This is a genomic window from Stenotrophomonas sp. P5_A9 (assembly GCF_056400525.1).
In genome coordinates this window covers 50218-73557 of sequence record NZ_JBFULC010000012.1, presented here as the reverse complement: position 1 = coordinate 73557, position 23340 = coordinate 50218, and the positions used below count along the sequence as shown (strand labels likewise).

The window sequence follows — 23340 nt, the reverse complement described above, 5'->3', positions numbered from 1 at the left end:
GAAAGGGCAYGGGCGCCCAGCGCCCGACCCATCGACCGCCGCTGCTGGAAGCGGTCGAAGCACGCTTCTGCTTGCCCCGCCCAGGGGCGAAGATCCTTTCTTGCACCAGACGAACCACCCGTATTGAAATAATCATCTGCTTCAATAGGTTGCGTCTGCCTGATTGCATCCGGGCAGGGCGTGGCTTGCCGCTGCGGGCGCGCAGGCCGCAAGATGCGGACCGGCCCGGGGAGTCCGAATTCATGTCCATGTCGTCCAAGTCGTGGCAGTACCGGGGGCATGCGCTGGCGCTGGCCCTGTGTGGATTGGTGCTGCTCAGTGCCTGCAAGGGCGATCGGATCGATCCGGACGCACCGGCGGCAGAGCCGGTGGCCGCGCTGCAGCAGTTGGCCCGGCAGGTCGCCGACAACGACCTGATCGGCTATGCGCGCGCGTCGGTACCGCCGGCCCAGTACGAGCGCCTGCAGTCGGCCTGGGCGCAGGGCCACAGCCGCTGGCCACTGACCGAGCTGCCGCTGGAGGGCCAGCTGCTGCCGATGCTCGCCGCGCTGTCCCAGCCGGACGCCCCGCAGCGGTTGCAGCGTTCGTTCGACACCCAGATTGCCGGCCAGGCCACCGGCGTGCGCCAGGCCGCGCACTCGATGGGGCTGTTCGGCGTGCAGTACCTGCGCAACCAGACCGATTACACCGATGCCCAGCGCGCCCATTACAGCCAGGTGGTCGACGTGCTCAGCCGTTGGGCGGCGGCGGCACCGCTGACCGACAAGCAGCGTGCCCGCACCACCATCACCTTGCTTACCGCCACCGCGCGCACTACCGGGTTGTCCACCGACGCGCAGCTGCAGACGGCCGGCATGGAGGAATCGCTGCGACGGCTGGGCCCGTTCTTCAAGGCCTTCAAGACCGCGCTGGCCAGCTATGGACTCTCGCTGGACGGTGCGCTCACGGGGCTGCGCGGGGAGGTGGTGTCCGCGCTGGGCAACGATGCCGTGGTGCGGGTGCAGTACCCGTTGGCCGGCGAACAGATCGAGGCCCAGGTGCGCATGACCCGTCGCGATGGACACTGGTACGTGTCCCGCACGCTGGAAGAGGCCGATGCGCTGCTGCAGGCCGCACAGGCCGCACAAGCTGAACATGACGCCCGCCAGGCCGCCGAAACAGAGGCGGCCGCGACGGTCAAGGACGGTGCTTCCGCATCGGCTAAGCCATAATGAAGCCGATGCCGAACCAGAATCCCCTGCCTTTCCCCGGCGAAGAGCCGCCCAAGACGCCGGACGCTTCGTCCCCGTCGTCCGTTCCCGTGGCCGCCACCGGCGCCCCGGCCGATGCCGGCCAGGTACCGCCTGAGGCGCCTGTCGGCGCTGAGCCGGTCGACGTTGCGCCGTCGGCCATCGTCCCCGGCAGCCGCGCCCCGGTGGGCCGCCGCCCGTGGTGGGCGCGCCTGCTCGGCCGCCTGGTCGAGCCGTGGCTGGCGTTGAAGATCGAACCCGAGCACCCCGGCCAGTACAACGACGGTCGCCCGGTGGTGTACGTGCTGGAGGACTACGGTCTGTCCAACGCGCTGATCCTGGACAAGGCCTGCCGCGAGGCCGGCCTGCCATCGCCACTGGTGCCCATCGCCGGCGATCCGACCGGGCGCAAGCGCGCCTATGTGGCGCTGTCGCGCCGGAGCAGCAGCAACTCGCTGATTCCCGAGCAGCGGGGCGCCAAGACCCATTCCGATTCGCTGGCCAAGGTGCTCCAGGCCCACCGCGCGCGCGATGAGCTGGACGTCCACCTGGTGCCGGTGTCGATCTTCGTCGGCCGTGCCCCGGACAAGCAGAGCGGCTGGTTCGCGGTGCTGTTCTCGGAAAACTGGGCGTTGGTGGGCCGTTTCCGTCGCCTGCTGGCCGTCCTGCTCAATGGCCGCAGCACCATCGTGCGGTTTGCCCCGCCGATCTCGCTGCGCAGCACGATCAACGAGGGGCTGGACCCCGAACGTACCGTGCGCAAGCTGCAGCGCGTGCTGCGTACCCACTTCCGCCGCATCCGCGAGTCGGTGATCGGCCCGGACCTGTCCACCCGCCGCCTGCTGGTGGACAAGGTGCTGGACGCGGACACCGTGCGCGAGGCGATCGCTTCGCAGGCCAAGCGCGACAACTCCAAGCCGGCCGATGCCTGGAAGAAGGCGCACGCCTACGCCTGGGAAATCGCCGCGGACTATTCCAGCCCCGCCGTGCGCTCGGCCAGCTTCATGCTCAGCCATGTCTGGAACCGCATCTACGCCGGCGTGCTGGTGCATCACCTGGACAAGTTCAAGGCCGCCGCGCCCGGGCACGAAGTGGTCTACGTGCCCAGCCACCGCAGCCACATGGACTACCTGCTGCTGTCCTACCTGCTGTACGACCGGGGCATCGTGCCGCCGCACATCGTGGCCGGCATCAACCTCAACCTGCCGGTGGTCGGTACGCTGCTGCGCAAGGGCGGTGCGTTCTTCATCCGTCGCTCCATCCGCGGCAACGCGCTGTATTCGGCGGTGCTCAGCGAGTACGTGGCGCAGCTGGTCGCCGGTGGCTATTCGATCGAATACTTCGTCGAAGGCGGTCGCTCGCGTACCGGTCGCCTGCTGCAGCCCAAGGGCGGCATGATCTCGATGACGCTGCGCGCGTTCCTGCGCCAGCCGCGCAAGCCGGTGCTGTTCCAGCCGGTCTACATCGGCTATGAAAAGCTGATGGAAGGCGGCAGCTACCTCGACGAACTGTCCGGGCGGCCCAAGGAAAAGGAATCGATCTGGTCGCTGTTGTGGTCCATCCCCAAGGTGCTCAAGCAGAACTACGGGCAGGTGGTGGTGAACTTCGGCGAGCCGATCGCGCTCAACGACGTGCTGGCCCAGCAGGCGCCGGCGTGGAACGGGCAGCCGGTGGGCGAGGACGAGAAGCCGTCCTGGCTGTCGGGCACGGTCGACCATCTGGCCGAGCGCATCCAGGTGCACATCAACGGCGCTGCCGACGTCAACCCGATCAACCTGCTGGCGCTGGCGCTGCTGTCCACGCCCAAGCACGCGATGGGCGAGGCCGACCTGATCGCGCAGATTGAACTGTGCAAGACGCTGCTGGTGGAGATGCCGTATTCGGACCGGGTGACGGTGACACCGCACTCGCCGGAGCGGATCATCGCCCACGCCGAAGAGATCAACGTCCTCACCCGCATCAAGCACCCGCTGGGCGATGTGCTCAGTGTCAGCGGCGACACCGCGGTGCTGCTCAGCTACTTCCGCAACAACGTCATCCACCTGTTCACCGCCTCCTCGTGGGTGGCCTGCTGCTTCCAGAACAATCGCCGCATGAGCCGCACCGGCCTGGTCCAACTGGGCCGCACGGTGTATCCGTTCCTGCAGGCCGAGCTGTTCCTGCCGTGGACCGAGGACGAGTTCGCCCAGCGCATCGAACAGACCATCAACGTGTTCGTGCGCGAGGGCCTGCTGCAGAACATCAACGACGACGACGGCGGCATCCTGGCGCGCAACACCGGGCAGACCGACGAGGTGTTCCGCCTGCGTGCGATCGGCCACTCGTTGCAGCAGGCGTTCGAGCGCTATTACATCGCCATCTCGGTGCTGGTGAAGAACGGCCCGGGCACGCTGGGTGCGGCCGAACTGGAAAGCCTGTGCCAGCAGGCTGCGCAGCGCCTGAGCCTTCTGTATGCACCGGCGGCGCCGGAGTTCTTCGACCGCACCCTGTTCCGCGGCTTCATCCAGAAACTGCGCGAACTGCGTCTGGTGTGGCCGGACGAAAACAGCAAGCTGCTGTTCGACGCGCGCCTGGATGCATGGGCCAAGGATGCCAAGTTCATCCTCGGCCGCGAACTGCGCCACACCATCGAACGGGTGAGTCCGGAAGCGGCCAAGCCGGAAGAGCCGGTCGCCACGGATTGACGGACGCGGATGCGCCGAGGCGCATCCACACGTATCCCGACGTATCCGGATCTTATTGCGTTCGCCAGCAATTCGTAGGTACCGACCGTTGGTCGGTACCCGCGCGCAAGCGCGGCAAAAGCGTCCGGAGACGAAGCAATACGGCGTGCACCGGCTGACCGACGCTGACCATCGTCCGAAGCCGCACGCCAAGGTTCATGCCGCCGGGACGGACGGCAGCCGACCAACGGTCGGCTCTACCGTCCGGAACATCGGCGGGGAGCGGGTAGAACGGCAGCCGACCAACGGTCGGCTCTACCCTCCGGAACTTCGGCGGGGAACGGGAAGGACGGCAGCTGACCAACGGTCGGCTCTACCCTCCGGAACATCGGCGGGGAACGGGACGGACGGCAGCCGACCAACGGTCGGCTCTACGCCGGTTCGTCGGGGATCAGCATGTCTTCCAGCTTGGCGATGCAGTCCTTCAACTGCAGCTTGCGTCGTTTCAGACGCTTGAATTCCAGCTCGTCCTCGCCGTTGGCGGCCATGCGCTGGATCTGGTCATCGAGCGCGCGGTGCTCCTGCCGGAGGTGGGCAAGGCGGGCGCTGATGTCGGCGAGTGTCATGGTATCCACAGTCTCGAGCATACACATCCACGGTGAGCCGTGGGGGTGAACGCAGTCACTTCCCGGTGGCCGTGACGGTCGGCGCGAGCCGGTAGAATGACCCCCCATGAGCGCCGTCTTCGCCCTGCCCGATCCCGTCCCGCGCGCCCGCGATCCGCGCGCGCTCGACGCCGTGCAGGACAAGCTGGCGCGGCGCCTGCGCCGCCAGGTCGGCCAGGCCATCGGCGATTTCGGCATGATCGCCGACGGCGACAAGGTGATGGTGTGCCTGTCCGGCGGCAAGGACAGCTACACCCTGCTGGACGTGCTGCTGCAGCTGCAGAAAAAGGCGCCGGTGCGCTTCGAGCTGGTCGCGGTCAACCTGGACCAGAAGCAGCCGGACTTCCCCGCGCACGTACTGCCGGCGTACCTCGAATCGATCGGGGTGGCCTACCAGGTCATCGAGCAGGACACCTATTCGGTGGTGAGCCGGGTGATTCCCGAAGGCCGCACGATGTGTTCGCTATGCTCGCGCCTGCGCCGCGGCGCGCTGTACCGCCATGCGGCGGAGAATGGCTTCAGCAAGATCGCGTTGGGCCACCACCGCGATGACAGCGTGGCCACGTTCTTCCTCAACCYGTTCCACCATGCCAAGCTGTCGGCGATGCCGCCCAAGCTGCGCAGCGATGACGGCCAGCACGTGGTGATCCGTCCGCTGGCCTACGTGGCCGAAGACGATATCCGCGCCTATGCGCAGGCACGCGCGTTTCCGATCATCCCGTGCAACCTGTGCGGCAGCCAGGACAACCTGCAACGCCGCCAGGTCGGGCAGATGCTGCAGCAGTGGGAACAGCAGCACCCCGGCCGCATCGATCAGATCGCGCGCGCGCTGGGCAACATCCAGCCTTCGCAGCTGGCCGATCCGAGCCTGTTCGATTTCATGGCGCTGGGACGCGACGGCATTGCCGCCGCGCCGCCCACGCCGTCGGCCTGGACCGACGCCACCCCCGACGCCGGCGGCGCACCCGGGCTGTCCTGAGCCGAGCCTCGCCCCGCCTTCCTTTCACGACCTATCCGGACTTCCATGTTCTTTCGCAACCTGACGCTGTTCCGCTTCCCGACCGCCACCGATTTCTCCGAGGTAGATACGCTGCTGCCGCAGGTGCTGCTCAAGCCGGTCGGCCCGCTCGAAATGAATTCCCGTGGCTTCATCTCGCCGTTCGGCCGCGAGGAAAAGACCGTGTTCTCGCACCGCATCGGCGATGCGCTGTGGCTGACCGTTGGCGGTGAGGACAAGATCCTGCCGGGCGCGGTGGTCAACGATCTGCTGGCGCGCAAGCTGGAGGAGATCGAAGAGAAGGAAGGACGCAAGCCCGGCGGCCGCGAGCGCAAGCGGCTCAAGGACGACCTGCTGCACGAACTGATGCCGCGCGCGTTCGTGAAGAGCTCGCGTACCGATGCGTTGATCGACCTCACCCACGGCTACGTGGCGGTGGACAGTTCCAGCCGCAAGACCGGCGAGAACGTCATGTCCGACATCCGCGGCCTGCTCGGCAGCTTCCCGGCGATGCCGCTCAACGCCGAAGTGGCGCCGCGCTCGATCCTCACCGGCTGGATCGCCGGTGAGGAACTCCCGACCGGGCTGAGCCTGGGCGAAGAGTGCGAGATGAAGGACCCGGCCGAGGGCGGGGCGGTGGTCAAGTGCCAGCACCAGGAACTGCGCTGCGACGAGATCGACAAGCACCTGGACGCCGGCAAGCAGGTGACCAAGCTGGCACTGGTGTTCGAGGACAACCTGTCCTTCGTGCTCGGTGATGACCTGATCGTGCGCAAGCTGAAGTTCCTGGATGGTGCGCTCGACCAGCTCGAACACGCCGACGATGACGGCCGCCGCGCTGAACTGGACGCCCGCTTCGCCCTGCAGAGCGGTGAAGTGCGCCGCCTGTTCCTGCTGCTGGAAGCGGCCTTCAAGCTCAGCAAGGCCGACTGACGCCCCTACCGTTCCGGGCGGCGCGCGGGAGCGCGCGCCGCCCGGGATCGGCTGAACAGCGCGCAGTCATGCGCCGGTCACCGCCGGCGCTATGCTGTACCCATGTCTGGATTCCTCCGCCGCCTCATTTCGCCGGCTGCCCCCACCGTGCAGCGCGATACGGTACGACTGCGCCTGGAGGATGCCGAGATCGATGTGCTGCGCGTGCGTGATCCGCGGGCGCGCCGGATCAAGCTCAGCGTCGACGAGCGCGGCGTCCGCCTGACCCTGCCGCCGCGCGCCAGCCTGGTGATGGGCGAGCGTTTCCTGGAACAGCACCGCGATTGGCTGTCGACCCAGCTGCGCAGTTACCAGGCGCAGAACCTGCCGCCGCCGCTGGTGATCGGCGAACCGGGGCTGCTGCCGCTGCGCGGTGAACTGTTGCCGTTGCGCTGGGAGAGCGGTCGCTACGCGCACATGGCGCTGGACGATGCCGGCGCGTGCCTGCATTGGCCCGCGCGCGGCACCGACGCCACCTTGCGCCGCGCGCTGCGCGAATTCTACGAAGCGCAGACCCGCGCCGATGTCGGCCAGTGGCTGCCGCGCTACCTGCCCGGCCTGCCGCGCGCACCGGCCCGGTTGCGGCTGAAGGTGATGTCATCGCAGTGGGGCTCGCTGGCCCCGGACGGCAGCATGGCGCTGGACCTGGCGCTGGTGCTGGGGCGGCCGTCGGCGTTCGAGTACGTGCTGGTGCACGAGCTCTGCCATCTGATCCAGGCCAATCACTCACCGGCGTTCTGGGCCGAAGTCGAGCAGCGGTTCCCGAACTGGCATGCCGAGCGGGATTACTTCCAGCTCGAAGGCCGGCGCCTGAAAGCGATGCTGCGGCAGATGCTCACTCCGGCGGGGTAGCGCCACGCCATGCGTGGCTGCCTGTCATCCGGGCGTCCTGGACGCCTGATGCAGCGCGTCGGTCAGGGTCAACGTCGGTCGATAGGCCAACGGGTCGACGATCCGGTTGCGGCGGCATGTACCGCGCTGGCGCGCGGTATCCACGCATGGCGTGGCGCTACGCGTCTTACGGGTCTTGCCCGGTGCTCAGGTGATGTTTCCGCTGGGGAGGGCCACGGCATGCGTGGATACCGTCCGCGTCGGACCCGTCAGCGATCCATCCGCGCGGTGGCGGCCTGCGCCCAGCGCTCGGCCACGCGCGGGGCGGTGATGCACACGGCCTGGTCGGTGACGGTGGTGACCGCCCGTTCGAGCAGCTGGATGTCCGCTTCATGCTGGCGTGCCACGTGCGGGTCCTCGAAGAAGATCGCGCGCTGGCAGTGGCCTTCCAGCACGCGGTCGGCGATCTGCGCATCGCCGCCCATCGGGCCGCTCTGGTAGCGCGCCACCCACGCCTGGTCCTGCGGCCAGCCGCGGCTCCAGGCCAGTTCGTTGAGGCGCTGGCCGGTGGTGCCCGTGCCGACCCGGTGGTGGAACCGGGACAACAGATCGAAATGCGCATCGGCGAAGGCCAGCATGGCCGGCTTCATCGCATCGTGGGCGATCAGCGCCAGGGTCTGGCGCTCGAACGCGTGCAGGTCGTCCGCGCCCGGATCGGCGACCAGCCCGGCGTGCACACGCTCCACTTCCACCCAGTCGCGCGCGGTGGCCACGGTGGAGATGAACGGCTTGCCGTGGATCACGCACTGGCGCTTGAGCGCGGTGGCCTCGGGGAACACCGAGGACGGGTCGACCGGGTCCATCAGGTAGATCGCCCCGTCCAGGGTGCGTTCCGGCGCGCCCATCCCGACCACTTCGGCGACCAGTTTCATCAGCCCGCCCTCGCGCCCGTTCGGGTAGCGCTGCAGCGGCGCGAAGTCGGGCAGGAAGCCCAGCCGCCGGATCGCATCGAAGGTGCGCCCGACCGCGTGCAGTTCCACCCCCAGCTCGCGCAGCCCGCCGTCGCAGGCGCGCAGCCAGCGGAACAGCGCGGCGTGCTTGTCATGGTGGTGCAGGCGGTTGGCGGCCAGGCCGATGCGCATGGGAAGTGTCCGGGACGGGAAAACCGCATTCTATGTCGCTTCCTGCCGTGTGAAAGCGCGACCACCGTCACCGGCCTTCACACGTTTTCGTATTAGTTGCATGGTTCGTGGGTGGGCCATAACCGACAGTGGGTACTGTCAGTCAATCAGGACGTCCTGCCATGACCCCCTCCAATTCCGCTCACTCCCTGTCAGCCCTGTCCTCGGCAGATGACCGCAGCGCCCGCATCCGCGCGCTCGGCCGGTTGTTGCGGCATGCCGCCGCCGGCGATGCGGACGTGCTGCTGGCCGGCCTGGCGCGCATGCTGGACGCGCATATCGGCAAGGAACATGCCGATGGTGCCAGCAACGAGCGCATCCGCGACCAGCTCGATGAAATCCAGCTGCTGCTGGCATTGGAAATCGAGCGCGCCGGCGTACGCGCGGCCGCGCCGCTGTCGAACGCGGCCTGAAAAGCAGCCGGGCATGGCCCGGCTCTACCCGCCGCCCCGGTAGTGCCGGGCCCGCCCGGCAACGCGATCAACCACAACGAAGCGGGTAGTGCCGGGCCAAGCCCGGCAACCACGACCAACCCCAACGAAGCGGGTWGTGCCGGGCCATGCCCGGCAACCACGACCAATCGCAACGAAGCCGGTAATGCCGGGCCATACCCGGCAACCACGACCAACCCCAACGAAGCGGGTAGTGCCGGGCCATGCCCGGCAACGCGATCAACCACAACGAAACCGGTAGTGCCGGGCCATGCCCGGCAACGCGACCAACCCCAACGAAGCGGTAGTGCCAGACCATGCCCGGCAACCACCACCAACCACAACGAAGCCGGTAATGCCGGCCCACGCCCGGCAACCGCGCGCAGCGCGGCCCCGGCACGCCCGCCGCGTTACACCGACAACAACTGCACGATGCTGCCGGCCGCATCGCGGCCTTCGGCCACCGCCGTCACCACCAGGTCGGCACCGCGCACGGCATCGCCACCGGCGAACAGGCGCGGATGCGCGGTCTGGAACGGCAGCCGGTCCTTGCCACCGGCGATGATGCGGCCGTTGTGTCCGCCTTCCACGCCCTGCGCGGTCAGCCAGGCGGGGGTACTGGGCGAGAAGCCGAACGCGATGATCACCACGTCCGCTTCCAGCAGCGATTCGCTGCCTTCGATCGGCACCGCGTTGCGACGCCCCTGCGCGTCGGGCGCGCCGAGCTGGGTTTCCACCACCATCACCCCGATCACTTCGTCATCGGCGCCGGCTTCGATCGACAGCGGCTGGCGATTGAACAGGAAGCGCACGCCTTCTTCGCGGGCATTGGCTACCTCGCGCGCCGAGCCGGGCATGTTGGCCTCATCGCGGCGATAGGCGCAGGTCACCTTGGCTGCGCCCAGCCGCACGGCGCTGCGGACGCAGTCCATGCCGGTGTCGCCACCGCCGAGCACCACCACGCGCTTGCCGTCCAGGTCGGGCAGGGCGATCTGGTCTTCCCAGCCGGCGATAGGGCGACCATGCGCGTCGCTGCCGCTGACGATGCGACTGTTCTGCACCAGGAATGGCAGCGCCGGCAGCACGCCCTTGAGATCCTGGCCGAGCAGACCGCCGTCGGTATAGCGGTAGGCACCGGTGCCCACGAACACCGCGTCGTACTCGGCCAGCAGTTCGTCCACGCTGACATCGCGGCCGATCTCCACGCCGAGGCGGAACTGCACGCCCATGCCCTCGAGCACGTTGCGGCGGCGGCTGATCACCGATTTGTCCAGCTTGAAGCTGGGGATGCCGAACTGCAGCAGCCCGCCGATCTGTTCGTAGCGGTCATACACCACCGCCTGGATCCCGGCATGCGCCAGACGATCGGCACAGGCCAGTCCGGCCGGGCCGGCGCCGATCACCGCCACGCGCTTGCCGGTGGGCTCCACGGCCGTCATGTCCGGGCGCCAGCCGGTGGCCAGCGCGGTGTCCACGATGTACTTCTCGACCGCACCGATGGTGACCGCGCCGAATTCTTCCAGCGTGCAGCTGCCTTCGCACAGGCGGTCCTGCGGGCATACCCGGCCGCAGACTTCGGGCAGGGGGTTGGTCGAGTGGCACAGCGTGGCCGCCTCGTGGATGCGGTTTTCCTGCACCAGCTGCAGCCACTGCGGGATGGCGTTGTGCACCGGGCACTTCCAGCTGCAGTAGGGGTTGCCGCAGTCCAGGCAGCGCCCGGCCTGGTACTGCGCGTCTTCCTTGCCGAACTTGCCGTACAGCTCGCCCCAGTCGCCGGAGGTGCGCAGTTCGACCGGGATGCGCTGCGGCATGGTCCGGGGCAGGTCGAGGAACTGGAAGGCTTGCTTGCGGCTCATGGGTGGGCCCTGCGTTGTTCGGTCGCCGGGCAGAGCCCGGCGCTACGATTTTTGGGTTGCCGGCCAGCGGCCGGCACTACGTGGACGGTCAGGCAGCGCGGCGCAGTGAGTCGGTCAACGATTCGATGCTGGCCGCCTTGGGTTTGACCAGCCAGAACTTGCCGACGTAGTCGCGGAATTCGTCGAGGATCTGCTGCGCCCAGATGCTGCCGGTCAGTTCGCGGTGGCGGCTGATCAGCGTGTGCAGGTGCTGGCGATGGTTCTCGAAGCCTTCGGCCGAGATGCGGTGGATGTCGATCAGCTCGTGGTTGTAGCGGTCCACGAAGTCGCGGTCGATATCCAGCACGTAGGCCAGCCCGCCGGTGAAGCCGGCGCCGAAGTTCACCCCGACCTTGCCCAGCACCAGCACGATGCCATCGGTCATGTACTCGCAGCAGTGGTCGCCGGCGCCTTCGATCACCGCCAGCGCGCCGGAGTTGCGCACGCCGAAGCGCTCGCCGGCCCGGCCCGCGGCGAACAGCTCGCCACCGGTGGCGCCGTACAGGCAGGTGTTGCCGATGATCGCGGTGTTGCGTGCCTCAAAGCGCGCGCCGCGCGGCGGTCGTACCACCAGGCGGCCGCCGGCCATGCCCTTGCCGACGTAATCGTTGGCCTCGCCTTCAACCTCCAGCTGCAGGCCGCCGACGTTGAACGCGCCGAAGCTCTGCCCGGCGGTGCCGCGGAAGCGCAGGGTCAGCGGCGCATCGCTCATGCCCTGGTTGCCGTGCGTGCGTGCGATCTCGCCGGAGAGGCGGGTGCCGATCGAGCGGTCGGTGTTGTGGATCAGGAAGCGGTGTTCGCCGCCGAGCTTGCCGGCGATGGCCGGGGCCAGCAGGCCGTCCATCTGCGTGGCCAGGCTGTCCGGCGATTCATACAGGCGCTGCGCGGCGCAGTGGCTGCCCGCGTAGTCGGCCGGGTGCAGCAGGCGCGACAGATCCACCTTGACCCCCGGGCGCGGCGACACGTCCAACTGCTGCAGCAGGTCGGTGCGGCCGATGATCTCGTCCAGCGAGCGCACGCCCAGGTAGGACAACCAGCCGCGCACTTCCTCGGCCAGCAGGCGGAAGAAGTTCTCCACGCGCTCGGGCAGGCCGGTGAAGTACTGCGCGCGCAGGCGCTCGTCCTGGGTGGCCACGCCGGTGGCGCAATTGTTGAGGTGGCAGATGCGCAGGTACTTGCAGCCCAGCACGATCATCGGCGCGGTGCCGAAGCCGAAACTGTCCGCGCCGAGCAGCGCGGCCTTGATCACATCCAGCCCGGTCTTCAGGCCGCCGTCGGTCTGCAGCAGCGTGCGCCCGCGCAGATCGTTGGCCACCAGCGCCTGGTGCGACTCGGCCACGCCCAGTTCCCACGGCACGCCGGCATAGCGGATCGAGCTGACCGGGCTGGCCCCGGTGCCGCCGTCATGGCCGGACACGGTGATCAGATCGGCGCCGGCCTTGACCACGCCCGCGGCGATGGTGCCGACACCGGCATGGCTGACCAGCTTCACCGACACCAGCGCGGTCGGATTGACCTGCTTGAGGTCGTAGATCAGCTGGGCCAGGTCTTCGATGGAGTAGATGTCGTGGTGCGGCGGCGGTGAGATCAGGCCAATGCCCGGCTTGGCGTAACGCAGCCGCGCGATCAGTTCGTTGACCTTGTGGCCGGGCAGCTGGCCGCCTTCGCCGGGCTTGGCGCCCTGGGCGACCTTGATCTGCAGCACTTCGGCGTTGACCAGGTACTCGGCGGTGACGCCGAAACGACCGGACGCCACCTGCTTGATCTTGCTGCGCTTCTCGGTGCCGTAGCGCACCGGGTCTTCGCCGCCTTCGCCGGAGTTGCTGCGCCCGCCGAGGCGGTTCATCGCGATCGCCAGCGCTTCATGCGCCTCGGGCGACAACGCACCCAGGCTGATCGCGGCGGTGTCGAAGCGGCGGAACAGGTCTTCAGCCGGGGCCACTTCTTCCAGCGGGGTCGGGACGGGCGCGGCCTTGAGCTGCAGCAGGTCGCGCAGTGCCGATACCGGGCGGCCGTGCACGGCATCGCAGTACCGCTGCCAGTCGGCGGCATCGCCGCTGCGCGCGGCGCGCTGCAGGGTCATGACCACGTCCGGGTTGTACATGTGGTATTCGCCGCCGTGCACGTACTTGAGCACGCCGCCCACGTCCGGGCGCAGCAGGTCGTTCCAGGCACGCACGGTGAGTTCGCGGGCTTCGTCGTCCAGGCGCGCAAAGCCGACGCCGGCCACGCGCGAGGCGGTGTCCGGGAAGCACAGGTCGACCACCTCGTCATCGAGGCCGACGATCTCGAACAGCTGCGCGCCGCGGTAACTGGCCACGGTGCAGATGCCCATCTTGGAGATGATCTTGGACAGGCCCTTGTAGATGCCCTTGCGGTAGCGGCGGCCGATCTGCGACTGCTCGCCGCCCTTGCTCAGCTGCAGGATGCCGCGCCGGCCCAGGTCGAACAGGGTCTGGTAGGCCAGGTACGGGTACACCGCGGTGGCACCGAAGCCGAGCAGGCAGGCCATGTGGTGCGCGTCGCGCGCGGTGCCGGTTTCCAGGATCAGGTTGATGTCGCAGCGCAGCCCGGCGTTGGACAGGTGGTGGTGCACCGCGCTGGTGGCCAGCAGTGCATGCACCATCGGCCGATCGGCGACCGGATAACGGTCGCTCAGCAGCAGCATCACGATGCCCTCGCGCGCGGCGGCCTCGGCCTCGGCGCAGATGCGCTCGATGCCGGCCTTCAGGCCTTCGTCCAGGCTGTAGGAGAGGTCGATGAGGCGATTCTTCTCGACGTACTGCTCCATCTTGATCAGCTGGCGCAGCTTGCGCTGGCTGAGCACCGGCGAATTGAGGATGACGTGGTTCACCGTCTCCGCACCGGCGTGGAAGATGTTGGTCTCCTTGCCGAGCTGGGTGGACAGCGACATGACACAGTCTTCGCGCAGCGGATCGATCGGCGGGTTGGTGACCTGCGCGAATGCCTGGCGGAAGTAGTCGTAGAGCGGGCGGCTGTGCTGGCTCAACACCGCCATCGGCGTGTCATCGCCCATCGAGCCGGTGGCCTCCTGCTCGGTCTCGGCCAGCGGGCGCAGGATCTGTTCCACTTCCTCGCTGCTGAGCTGGAACAGCTTGTGGTAGCTGCGCAGGGTGCGCTCGTCGAAGGGTTCTTCGACCAGCGACGGATCGATCAGCTCGGTCTGCAGGTAGGTCACGCCCTGCTGCAGCCATTGCTTGTACGGGGCGCGGCCACGGTTGATGCGGTCGATGGCGTCCGAGTCGAGCAGGTCGCCACGCTTGAGGTCGATGGCCATCATCTCGCCCGGGCCGAGCTTGCCCTTGCGTACCACGCGCTCGGCCGGGACTTCCCACACGCCGGCTTCGGAGGCAACCAGGAAGTGGCGGTCGGAGGTGAGCATCCAACGCGCCGGGCGCAGGCCGTTGCGGTCCAGCGTGCAGGCGGCATAGCGCCCGTCGCAGGCGACGATGCCGGCCGGGCCGTCCCACGGCTCGCTGTTAAGGCCGTAGAACTCGTAGAACGCGGCCAGGTCGGGGTCCTTGAACTCCAGCGACTGCGTGGCCGGTGGCACCAGGATGCGCAGCGCCTGGATCAGCTCCATGCCGGCGCTGACCATCAGTTCAAGCATGTTGTCCAGGCTCTGCGAGTCCGAGCCGTGCATGGAGATGACCGGGTTGAACTCGCCGATGTCAAAGCGCGGGGTCTTCCACACCTTGCTGCGCGCCTGCGCCCAGCGGCGGTTGCCCTCGATGGTGTTGATCTCGCCGTTGTGGGCGAGCATCCGGAACGGGTGGGCCAGCGGCCAGCGCGGCAGGGTGTTGGTGGAGAAGCGCTGGTGGAACACGATGGCGCTGGAGGCCAGGTCGTTGCGCTGCAGGTCCACGTAGAAGCGGCTCAGCTTGTCCGGCAGCACCATGCCCTTGTAGCTGATGGCATTCGGGCTGAGCGTGGTGACGTAGTAATCGGCATGGTCGCGCAGTTGCTGTTCGCTGCGACGCCGGGCCAGGAACAGCGCCAGGGTGAACGCGGCCTCGTCCTGCTCGGCACCGGCATCGACGAACACCTGCTCGATGCGCGGCAGGGTGTCGCGCGCCAGCTGGCCACACACGCTCGGGTCGGTCGGCACGGGGCGCCAACCGACCGGGCGACAGCCGGCATCGCGCAGCTGCTGTTCCAGGATGTCGCGGCAGGCCTGCGCGGCGGCTTCGTCATGCGGCAGGAACACCACGCCGGCGGCGAAGCGTGCGCCGAGGGTGAGGCCGGCTTCGGCAGCCAGGGCCTTGAGGAAGACGTCGGGGCGGCGCAGCAACAGGCCGCAGCCGTCACCGGTGACGCCGTCGGCGGCGACGCCACCGCGGTGGGTCATGCGCGACAGCGCGGCAATGGCGGTATCCACCAGCAGTCGGGACGGCTGGTCATCGAGCTGGGCGACCATGCCGAAACCACAGGCGTCGCGCTCATCTTGCGGGTCGTAAAGCCCTTGGCGGTTGCGGGGGGCCATCTCTGCCTCAAAGTCGGGTGAGCGGCGACACTCGTCCCCGCTCAATCCGTTGAGCGCATCTGGAGGCACCGGATGACTCGACTAGATCACAGTTGTTGCAACGCCGCAATACACGGTTGCAGGCGCAACCAAACCCCTGCAAAAGCCGCCTGGAAGTGGCTTCCAGGCGCTCCCTGTTCAGCCGCAGCGCAGCCCGCTGATCACACCCTTCTCGTCCACTTCGATGTTCAGGCGTTCGCCGACGAACTCCATCGTGGTGACGTCGTTGGGCTTGAGTACGCGCAGCTGCTTGGCGCTGGCATCCTGCTGGGCCTGGCTGCCGACATCGTCGGAATAGGCCTGGCCGACCAGGCTCTGCACCTGGGTGGCATCGCAATTGCCGACCGGCGGCGCTTCCAGCGCCTTGCCCGCTTCATCGGTCGGGGCAGCGGCGGCTTCGGCCGCTTTCTGCGCATGGGTGGCCACCGCTTCCTGCTCGTCCATGGGCGGTGCCTGGCAGGCGGCCAGTGCCAGCAGGGTGGGGACTACGGCCAGAAGGCCAAGGGAACGCCGCAGGCGGCGGAACGACAAGGACGGCATCGAGACTCCGGACATGGAACCAGGGAAACCCCGAGGATATCGCCAAGCGCGGCGTGAGGTGTTCGTGTTGCGTTATTGACGCGACCTCACACCGCCACCGGGTAACACTGCAGACCCTTTCTGCCGCGCACGCCGATGAGCCCCAGCCGTAGTGTCACCCCCGAAGCCGCCGCCGCCCGCGAGGCCGGCCTGCGCTATGTCAGCGACGAAATGCCCGGCCTGCAGCGGCGTCGCGCCGGCAAGGGCTTTAGCTACCGCGATGCCGATGGCGCGGCGGTGCGCGATGCGGCCACGCTGGCGCGGATCCGCGCGCTGGCGATCCCGCCGGCCTACACCGATGTATGGATCTGCGCGCTGCCCAACGGCCACCTGCAGGCCACCGGCCGCGACGCACGCGGGCGCAAGCAATACCGCTACCACGCGGACTGGGCGCGGGTACGCGGCGATGGCAAGTTCGACCGCATCATCGCCTTCGGCACGGCACTGCCCGGGCTGCGCCGCCGCTTGCGGCGCGACCTCAAGCTGACCGGCTTCCCGCGCGACAAGGTGCTGGCCATCGTGATTGCGCTGCTGGCGCAGACGCTGGTGCGCGTGGGCAATGAGGTATACGCCCGCGACAACCGGTCCTACGGATTGACCACGCTGCGCAATCGCCACCTGGCACTTGTCAAGGGCGGGCGTGCGCAGATGCGCTTCCGCGGCAAATCCGGACAGGCGCATGAGGTGGACGTGGATGATCGCCGCCTGGTGACGCTGATCCGCGGTTGCCAGCAGCTGCCCGGGCAGGCGCTGTTCCAGTACCGCGATGATGAGGGTGCGGTGCAGCCGGTGGATTCGAGCATGGTCAACGACTACCTGCACGACGCGATGGGCGAGGATTTCAGTGCCAAGGACTTCCGCACCTGGGGCGGGACGCTGGAAGCCATCCGCCAGTTGGCCGTCACCGAGCTGCCCGAACCCTCCAGCGAACGTGCGCTGGCGGCGTTGCAGAAGCAGGTGGTGTGCGAGGTGGCGACCCTGCTGGGCAACACGCCGTCGGTGTGCAGAAAGTCCTACATCGATCCGTGCGTGTTCGATGGCTGGCGCGCCGGCTCGCTGAAGGCGCTGGCAGGGCTGCGCGGCGAGCGGCAATGGGAGCAGGCCACGTTGAAGGTGCTCAAGGCCGCACGACGCACGGTCAAGCGCGCGCGGGCGGCCTGAGCGGGTCGATCAGCCGCAGTAGAGTGCGGTGATGTTGTTGGTGCCACCGGTTTCGATGGTCAGGCGTTCACCGCCGCTTTCGGCACCCGGCGTGGCGTTGGCCGCGCCGCTGGCGGTCGGCCCGCTCTCGGCGCGCTGGCCGCGCACCACGTTGACCTGCAGGCTGTCGCTGTCCACGCGGGCGCGCTCGACGGTGGCGGCCGAGGCGGCCAGCCCGACCGCGCCGCGCACCTTGTCTACATGGCACTGGCCGGAGATCACCCCGTCAATGGGCTGGATCTGCGCCACCGGGGTGCTGCTGCAGGCAGAGAGGGTGGCGAGGGCGGCGGCGGCGACAAGGGTGCGGTACATGGGGTGACTCCGGCAGGTTTTCCGGACTGCAGCGTGCCGCTGCGCGCGTATGCAGCGGATGAAGCCTGCACGGCACGCCTACATCGCGCTCACTTTGCGTGGTCGCGTGGGTGTCCACACTGCCTGTGCACTTGAACGCTTTCGCAAAGGAGCCTCGCATGGCCACCCGCAAGACCCGCACCCGCACCTCTCCCGTCGCCGCCGAGAAGGCCGCCAAGCCGTCGGCCGAACGCACGCCGGTGGTGAAGACGGCCACCCGCAAGGCCGCCGCCAAGGATCCGCGCGCCGCCCGCGTGGCCGCGCGCCAGCGTCGCCTGCAGGACCAGGAGAAGGCCAAGGACATGCGCGTGGCCAAGCAGGCCGCGAAGAAGGTAGCGGCGAAAAAGGCCACGAAGAAGGCCACCCAGGCCGGTCCCCGCAAACAACCGGAAACAATGCCGGCGCAGCAGGTGTCCAAGCCCGGCAACGAGCACGAACTGCAGCTGGCGCCGCGCTTCCTGGCCCCCGACTACCGGGGCAGCGGCAAGCTGAAAGGCAAGCGCGCGATCATCACCGGCGCCGACTCGGGCATCGGCCGCGCCGTAGCGGTGCTGTTCGCCCGCGAAGGCGCCGACGTGGCCGTGCTGCACCTGGACGAAGCGGCCGATGCCAAGGTCACCCGCCAGCACGTGGAAGCCGAGGGCGCGCGCTGCGTGGTGATCGCTGGCGACGTGCGCGATCCAAAATTCTGCAACAAGGCAGTCAAGCAGGTCGCCAAGGCATTCGGCGGGATCGACATCCTGGTCAACAACGCGGCATTCCAGCTGCACTGCGAACGCCTGGAAGACCTGGAAGATGCACACCTGCAGGAGACCCTGCAGACCAACATCGGCGGTTACATCCAGATGGCGCGTGCGGTGCTGCCGCACCTGCAGGAAGGCGACTGCATCATCAATACCGGTTCGGAAACCGGGCTGTTCGGCAGCAAGGCGCTGATCGACTATTCGGCCACCAAGGGCGCCATCCATGCCTTCACCAAGGCGCTGGCCAGCCAGCTGCTGCCGCGTGGCATCCGGGTCAACGCGGTGGCGCCGGGACCGGTGTGGACGCCGCTCAACCCGGCCGACAAGAAGCCTGCCGACGTCGCCGAGTTCGGCAAGGACAGCGACATGGGCCGCCCGGCACAGCCGGAGGAGTTGTCCCCGGCGTACGTATTCCTGGCCTCGCCGATCACCGCCAGCTACATCAGCGGGGTGATCCTGCCGGTGATGGGCGGTCCGCGCGGTTGAGCATGGCCGGGTCGGTGTAGAAGGCGGCGATCGGGGCGATGAAGTCCTGCGGGTTGGCCCCGACCAGGTTGGTCAGCACGATCACCGCCAGCCGGCGTTCGGGATACACGATGAAGGCCGCGCGTGCGCCGCCCATGCCGCCGACCTGCAGATCCGGTGCCGTGCCCATGACCGGCCAGCCAGCCGACCAGGCGCCGGGGGTCCCGTTGCTCAGGACCTCCGGCGCCCACATGCGGCGCACGCCGTCCTTGTCGAGCAGCTGGCCCTTGGACAGCGCGATCATCCAACGACCCACTTCGTCGGCGGTGGTGAGCATGCCGGCGCCGGCCCACAGCCCCGGTGAAAGATCGTAGAACCAGTGTGACAGCCGCGCCGGCGCATCCGGTGCGTCGGTCCTGCGCGGGAACCAGCTGTAGATGGTGGCGGCAGTGGCGACCAGATCGTAGCTGTCGCCGAAGGTGGTGCGCGGCATGCCCACCACGTTGAACTGGTGTTTTGCCATGTACTGCTCGTACGGCATGCCGGACTGTTTGGCGATGATCCGCGCCAGCAGCACGTAGTTGGTCTGGTTGTACCGGTGGCGCTCGCCGGGCGCGGCCTCCACCGGCAGGGCGGTGACCTGCTTCCAGGCCTCCTGTTCGGTACCGCCGCCGAGCAGCCCCTGCGCATCGAGAATGTCCGGCAGGCCGGAGGTGTGGGCGAGCAGCTGGCGTACCCGCACCTTGCCCCACGCCGGCGGCAGATCATCGAGGTAGTGCGACACGGGGGCCTGCAGGTCCACGCGACCGGCCTGGGCGAGCTGGGCCATCGCCACCCCGGTGAAGGACTTGGTGGCCGAGTTCAGCGGGAAGCGCGTATCGCGCGTGGTAGCGACGGCATTCTCGACGTTGGCCATGCCGTAGGCCTCCGACAGCACCAGGTGGTTGTCCTTGACGACGGCGATCTGCAGCCCGGGAATGCGCTTGGCCTGCATTGTTTCCTGCACGAACTGGCGGGTCTGCGCGTTGGCCTGGTCCCAGGCGGTGGACGGAGCGGCGAAGCACGCCAGGGGCATGACGAGTGCGGCCAGGACGGTGGCGCGGAGGGTGCGGGAACGCATGCAGCTTTCCTTGGGCGGGTGCACCGAACGCCGGGCGCCGGTGGAGCAGGGACGGTCCGGGCTCGCAGGCTTGGATGCGGCGGCGGGCCAAAAGGTTTAATGGACGCGTCGGCTGCCGTTCGTCGGCGCACGCCCTCCGGCACTTGACGACAGTTGTAGTCACTGGCACGGTAGCGACACGTGTAGTCATCGGAGAGCGCCATGCGCGGCAAGACCATCGGGGACCAGGAGCTGGCCCTGTTGCAGTACGTAGCAGAACAGGGCGGCGCCACCGTGGGTGAGGTGGCGGCCGGGTTTGGCGAAGCGCGTGGCCTGGCCCGTTCGACCGTGCTGACCATGATGGAGCGCCTGCGCGGCAAGGCCTACCTGCAGCGCAAGCAGGTGCAGGGCGTGTACCGCTACGCCGCCACCAGTGGCCAGGACCGCGTGGTGCAGGGCGCGGTGGCCAGCTTCGTGGAGAAGACCCTGCAGGGATCGGTGTCGCCGTTCGTGGCCTTCATGTCGCACAAGGCCGACGTCAGCGACCAGGAGCTGGCCGAGCTGGAAGCCTTGGTGGCGCAGTTGCAATCACGCAAGCGGGAGGGCTGAGCCATGGACATCATGATGATGGAATTGCTGGCACGGCTGGGCTGGACCAGCGTGCAGAGCGCGGTGCTGGTGGGGCTGGTGTGGGGCGTGTGCCGGCTGCTGCCCGGCCTGCCGGCCGCAACACGCGTGCGCTTGTGGTGGCTGGTGGCCGCGCAGGCGGTGCTGGGCCTGGTCTGGAGCAGTCCGCTGGAACTGGCGGTGTTGCCGGCGCCGGCAACGCAGACCACGCACATGGTGGCGCTGCCGGCCATGGACGCCGCGCTCGGCGCGGCGCCTGCCGCACTGGAGACGGTTGCGATGGCCGCACCGGCTTCAGCGCTGTGGTCGTGGCCGGCGCTGCTGCTGGCGGTGTGGGCGGCCGGTGTGCTGGTGCTGCTGCTGCACAGCCTGCGCGGGTACCGCCACAGCCGCGTGCTGGTGCGCGACGCCGCCGAATGCACCGATGCCACCTTGCAGCAAGCGCTGCACCTGGCGGCCGAAGCGCATGGCCTGCGCCGCGCGCCGACGCTGAAGATTTCCGCGCAGATCCGGTCGCCGCAACTGATCGGGCCGTGGCGCCCGGTGCTGCTGCTGCCCGCCCGCGAACTGCCGACGATGGGTGCCGATGACCTGGACATGGCGCTGACCCACGAGCTGATCCACCTGCAGCGTCGCGACCTGTGGTGGGGCCTGCTGCCGGCGCTGGCGCAGCACGTGTTCTTCTTCCATCCGCTGGTGCACCTGGCCGCCCGCGAATACGCGTTGGCCCGCGAGGAAGCCTGCGATGGTGCGGTGGTGGCCGGGCACGGACACTGCCGCCACGACTACGGCCGGCTGCTGGTGCAGTTGGGGGTGGCGCCGCGTCCGGCGGTGGGCGTGGCCAGTGCCTCGCCGAACTTCCGCAGCCTCAAGCGGCGCCTGCTCAGCCTGCAGCAGACCCGCCGTTTTCCGCGCGTGGCTGCGCTGGCGATCACGGCGGTGTTCGTGCTGGTCGGCGTGGCACCGCTGCGCCTGGTCGCGGCGGTAGCCCCGCCGCCGCCGCCCGCTCCCGTTGCGCCTAGCCTGCCGACGCCAGCGGAGCCGTTGCCGGCGCCGGAACCGATGGAGGCGCCGACCCCTGCGTCGGCCCCCAGGCCGATGCCCGCGCCGCAGGCCCCGGCAGCGGCGACCGCGCCTGCGCCACCGCGCGCACCGCAGCAGCCGCAGGCGCTGGGCACGGACACCTCGTTCGTCACCCACGGCCAGCTCAACCTCTCCCAGCAACCGGGGCAGGCCTTCGTACTGATGAGCAACGGCGACAACCTGGTCAACGCCTCGCTCGCCGACCTCAAGCAGGCGCGGCACGATGCGGGTAACGGCGAACCCGCCCTGTGGGTGCGTCGGGGCCAGACGCGCTACCTGATCCGCGATCCGGCCGTGCTCAAGCAGCTGATCCGTACGCAGGCCGAGGTGGCCGCGCTGGGCAATGCGCAGGCCGCATTGGGCGATCGCCAGGCAGACATCGGCGAACACATGGCAACGGTGTCGTTGCAGGTCGCCGCCGATGCGACGGCCTCGGTGGATGTGGCCGAAGTGGCCAACCAGGCGGCACGTCAGGCCAGCGTCGAGGCGGCCTCCGCCGCCAGCCGCGCCGCACGTCAGGCACGCATCGACGCGCGCCGGGCGGTGGATGCCAGTCAGATGGCAAGCGCTGCGCGGCAGCAGGCCGAATTCGGCAGGCAACAGGCGACGTTGGCCCAGCAGCAGGCGGTGGCGTCGGCACGTGCGATGCGCGAAGTCCGCATCGTCATCGACCAGGCCCTGTCAAGCGGCAAGGCGCAGCGTCTGGGCAATTGAGGCAAGCGCCCCGCGCGGGCGCCGTTGTCGCCGGCCACTCAAGTTCGCCCGTCCCCTGCCGATACGCCTACGCAGGCGGCGGGCGCGCGGTACGCGTCGCTCCCGGGCATCTGCACTCTTTCCCGGTTCGACAAGGATGTTCATGAAGTTTCCGATCGCGCTACTGCCGGTGGCGCTGTGCGCCATGCTGGTCTCCCCGTCCGCAGGCGCCGTGCAGGCCGACACCGTCGACGGCGTAAAAGCCGCCGGTATCGTGTTCCAGCCCTTGAAGGGCGTCGGCACCGTGGCGGTCAGGACCAAGGGCCAGCGCATGGCCGCCTTCGGCCTGGGCATGGTGGTGGGCAACGCGATGGGAAGCCCGGTCGGCAACCTGCAGGACGCGATGCAGGTCGCGCAGATTTCCAGCGACCTGACCCAACGCGGCATCAATGAATTCGGCCACCAGCGGGTGGCACAGCAGGGGCCGGCGGTGCTGGTGCAGGCGGCGTTGCAGGCGTGGGCAGGATCGGCCGGCGTTCAGGTGGCGCAGGACACCAAAGCCGGTTACGAGATCGCGCTGCGCCAGGATCAATGGTCGCTGGATTACGAAGGCATGTTCAAGGATGACTACATCCTGTCCTACACCGTCACGGCCACCTTGAAGGCGCCTGGCGCGCGACGTGCCAGCGCACGTGGCAGCTGCCAAGGCCAGTTCGAGCAGAAGCGACCGCTGTCGGAGTGGCAGGCCAATGATCATGCCGCGGTAGCGGAAGCCTCGCGGCAGATCGGCCCGGAATGTGCGGTGTTGATCGCCCACATGCTCGGGCTGGCGGATCGCGAGACCATCACCGCGCTGATCGGTGAATCCAACGTGCAGGTCGCGGCTGTCGATGCGCCCGCCATGGCAGCGGGCGCGATGGAGGTCGAGCCGGGGCAAGCGGCTGGGCTGAGCGACGCCGATGCGCTCGACGCACCGGGCGACACCGCGACACCTTCCGCTGGCGCGGCGACCCAAGCCGAAGAGCACGTCGATCCAGCGCAAGTGCAGGGATAGGCGCACCGGGCCTCGGTGCCACCGAGGCCATCGGGCAGC

The 23340-nt window shown here is 68.6% G+C and carries 18 protein-coding genes; 11 read left to right on the top strand and 7 right to left on the bottom strand.

Annotation, left to right across the window (positions count from 1 at the left end; genetic code table 11):
• Positions 1–242 precede the first annotated feature (242 nt).
• Complete coding sequence (locus tag AC1DR7_RS05775) at positions 243–1211, top strand: hypothetical protein (protein ID WP_457319995.1); 969 nt, start codon at positions 243–245, stop codon at positions 1209–1211.
• Complete coding sequence (gene plsB / locus AC1DR7_RS05770) at positions 1211–3913, top strand: glycerol-3-phosphate 1-O-acyltransferase PlsB (RefSeq protein WP_256777286.1); 2703 nt, start codon at positions 1211–1213, stop codon at positions 3911–3913. The genes AC1DR7_RS05775 and plsB overlap by 1 nt, the downstream gene beginning before the upstream one ends.
• 410 nt (positions 3914–4323) lie before the next feature.
• Here the strand turns inward: plsB and AC1DR7_RS05765 are convergent, their stop codons facing one another.
• Positions 4324–4518: a YdcH family protein gene (locus AC1DR7_RS05765; protein WP_306175477.1), complete on the bottom strand. Its 195-nt coding sequence runs from the start codon at positions 4516–4518 to the stop codon at positions 4324–4326.
• 106 nt (positions 4519–4624) lie between these two features.
• On the opposite strand from AC1DR7_RS05765, the gene ttcA reads away from it, so the two are divergent.
• The 3 genes from ttcA to AC1DR7_RS05750 all read left to right on the top strand — a co-directional run bounded on the left by ttcA (position 4625) and on the right by AC1DR7_RS05750 (position 7378).
• Positions 4625–5536, top strand: a complete 912-nt coding sequence (ttcA, locus tag AC1DR7_RS05760; RefSeq protein ID WP_478076416.1) for a tRNA 2-thiocytidine(32) synthetase TtcA — start codon at positions 4625–4627, stop codon at positions 5534–5536.
• Positions 5537–5581: 45 nt separating this feature from the next.
• Positions 5582–6487 (top strand): recombination-associated protein RdgC, encoded by a 906-nt coding sequence (locus AC1DR7_RS05755; RefSeq protein WP_256777288.1) that lies wholly within the window; start codon positions 5582–5584, stop codon positions 6485–6487.
• A gap of 102 nt (positions 6488–6589) precedes the next feature.
• On the top strand, positions 6590–7378 hold the full coding sequence (locus AC1DR7_RS05750; RefSeq protein WP_457318265.1) for a M48 family metallopeptidase: 789 nt from the start codon (positions 6590–6592) through the stop codon (positions 7376–7378).
• Positions 7379–7626: 248 nt separating this feature from the next.
• Here the strand turns inward: AC1DR7_RS05750 and AC1DR7_RS05745 are convergent, their stop codons facing one another.
• Positions 7627–8499: a methylglyoxal synthase gene (locus AC1DR7_RS05745; protein WP_457318264.1), complete on the bottom strand. Its 873-nt coding sequence runs from the start codon at positions 8497–8499 to the stop codon at positions 7627–7629.
• Positions 8500–8660: 161 nt separating this feature from the next.
• Here AC1DR7_RS05745 and AC1DR7_RS05740 point away from each other — a divergent pair, with 161 nt between their 5' ends.
• Complete coding sequence (locus AC1DR7_RS05740; RefSeq protein WP_457318263.1) at positions 8661–8951, top strand: exodeoxyribonuclease V subunit beta; 291 nt, start codon at positions 8661–8663, stop codon at positions 8949–8951.
• 428 nt (positions 8952–9379) lie between these two features.
• Here AC1DR7_RS05740 and AC1DR7_RS05735 read toward each other — a convergent pair whose 3' ends face one another.
• From AC1DR7_RS05735 to AC1DR7_RS05725, 3 genes are all read right to left on the bottom strand, one after another.
• Positions 9380–10825 carry an FAD-dependent oxidoreductase gene (locus AC1DR7_RS05735; RefSeq protein WP_256777293.1) on the bottom strand — a complete coding sequence of 482 codons (1446 nt, stop codon included), beginning with the start codon at positions 10823–10825 and terminating at the stop codon, positions 9380–9382.
• Between the two features lie 88 nt (positions 10826–10913).
• Positions 10914–15368 carry a glutamate synthase large subunit gene (gene gltB, locus AC1DR7_RS05730; protein WP_457318262.1) on the bottom strand — a complete coding sequence of 1485 codons (4455 nt, stop codon included), beginning with the start codon at positions 15366–15368 and terminating at the stop codon, positions 10914–10916.
• Positions 15369–15545: 177 nt separating this feature from the next.
• Positions 15546–15947 carry an I78 family peptidase inhibitor gene (locus AC1DR7_RS05725; protein WP_256777295.1) on the bottom strand — a complete coding sequence of 134 codons (402 nt, stop codon included), beginning with the start codon at positions 15945–15947 and terminating at the stop codon, positions 15546–15548.
• Positions 15948–16082: 135 nt separating this feature from the next.
• On the opposite strand from AC1DR7_RS05725, the gene AC1DR7_RS05720 reads away from it, so the two are divergent.
• Positions 16083–17147: a DNA topoisomerase IB gene (locus AC1DR7_RS05720; RefSeq protein WP_457318261.1), complete on the top strand. Its 1065-nt coding sequence runs from the start codon at positions 16083–16085 to the stop codon at positions 17145–17147.
• A gap of 9 nt (positions 17148–17156) precedes the next feature.
• On the opposite strand, the gene AC1DR7_RS05715 is transcribed toward AC1DR7_RS05720, so the two are convergent.
• The gene (locus tag AC1DR7_RS05715) at positions 17157–17498 is read right to left on the bottom strand and encodes a hypothetical protein (protein ID WP_256777297.1); all 342 of its coding nucleotides are present in this window, start codon (positions 17496–17498) and stop codon (positions 17157–17159) included.
• Positions 17499–17656: 158 nt separating this feature from the next.
• On the opposite strand from AC1DR7_RS05715, the gene AC1DR7_RS05710 reads away from it, so the two are divergent.
• Positions 17657–18766 carry an SDR family oxidoreductase gene (locus AC1DR7_RS05710; RefSeq protein ID WP_457318260.1) on the top strand — a complete coding sequence of 370 codons (1110 nt, stop codon included), beginning with the start codon at positions 17657–17659 and terminating at the stop codon, positions 18764–18766.
• On the opposite strand, the gene AC1DR7_RS05705 is transcribed toward AC1DR7_RS05710, so the two are convergent.
• Positions 18723–19865: a serine hydrolase domain-containing protein gene (locus AC1DR7_RS05705; RefSeq protein WP_457318259.1), complete on the bottom strand. Its 1143-nt coding sequence runs from the start codon at positions 19863–19865 to the stop codon at positions 18723–18725. The two genes, AC1DR7_RS05710 and AC1DR7_RS05705, sit on opposite strands and share 44 nt — an antisense overlap.
• A 201-nt stretch (positions 19866–20066) precedes the next feature.
• Between AC1DR7_RS05705 and AC1DR7_RS05700 the strand changes: the two genes are divergently transcribed.
• The 3 genes from AC1DR7_RS05700 to AC1DR7_RS05690 all read left to right on the top strand — a co-directional run bounded on the left by AC1DR7_RS05700 (position 20067) and on the right by AC1DR7_RS05690 (position 23301).
• On the top strand, positions 20067–20453 hold the full coding sequence (locus AC1DR7_RS05700) for a BlaI/MecI/CopY family transcriptional regulator (protein WP_256777300.1): 387 nt from the start codon (positions 20067–20069) through the stop codon (positions 20451–20453).
• 3 nt (positions 20454–20456) lie between these two features.
• On the top strand, positions 20457–22268 hold the full coding sequence (locus AC1DR7_RS05695) for a M56 family metallopeptidase (RefSeq protein WP_478052579.1): 1812 nt from the start codon (positions 20457–20459) through the stop codon (positions 22266–22268).
• 142 nt (positions 22269–22410) lie between these two features.
• A complete protein-coding gene (locus AC1DR7_RS05690) occupies positions 22411–23301 on the top strand; it encodes a hypothetical protein (protein ID WP_457318257.1) in 891 nt (296 codons plus the stop codon).
• Positions 23302–23340: the final 39 nt, after the last annotated feature.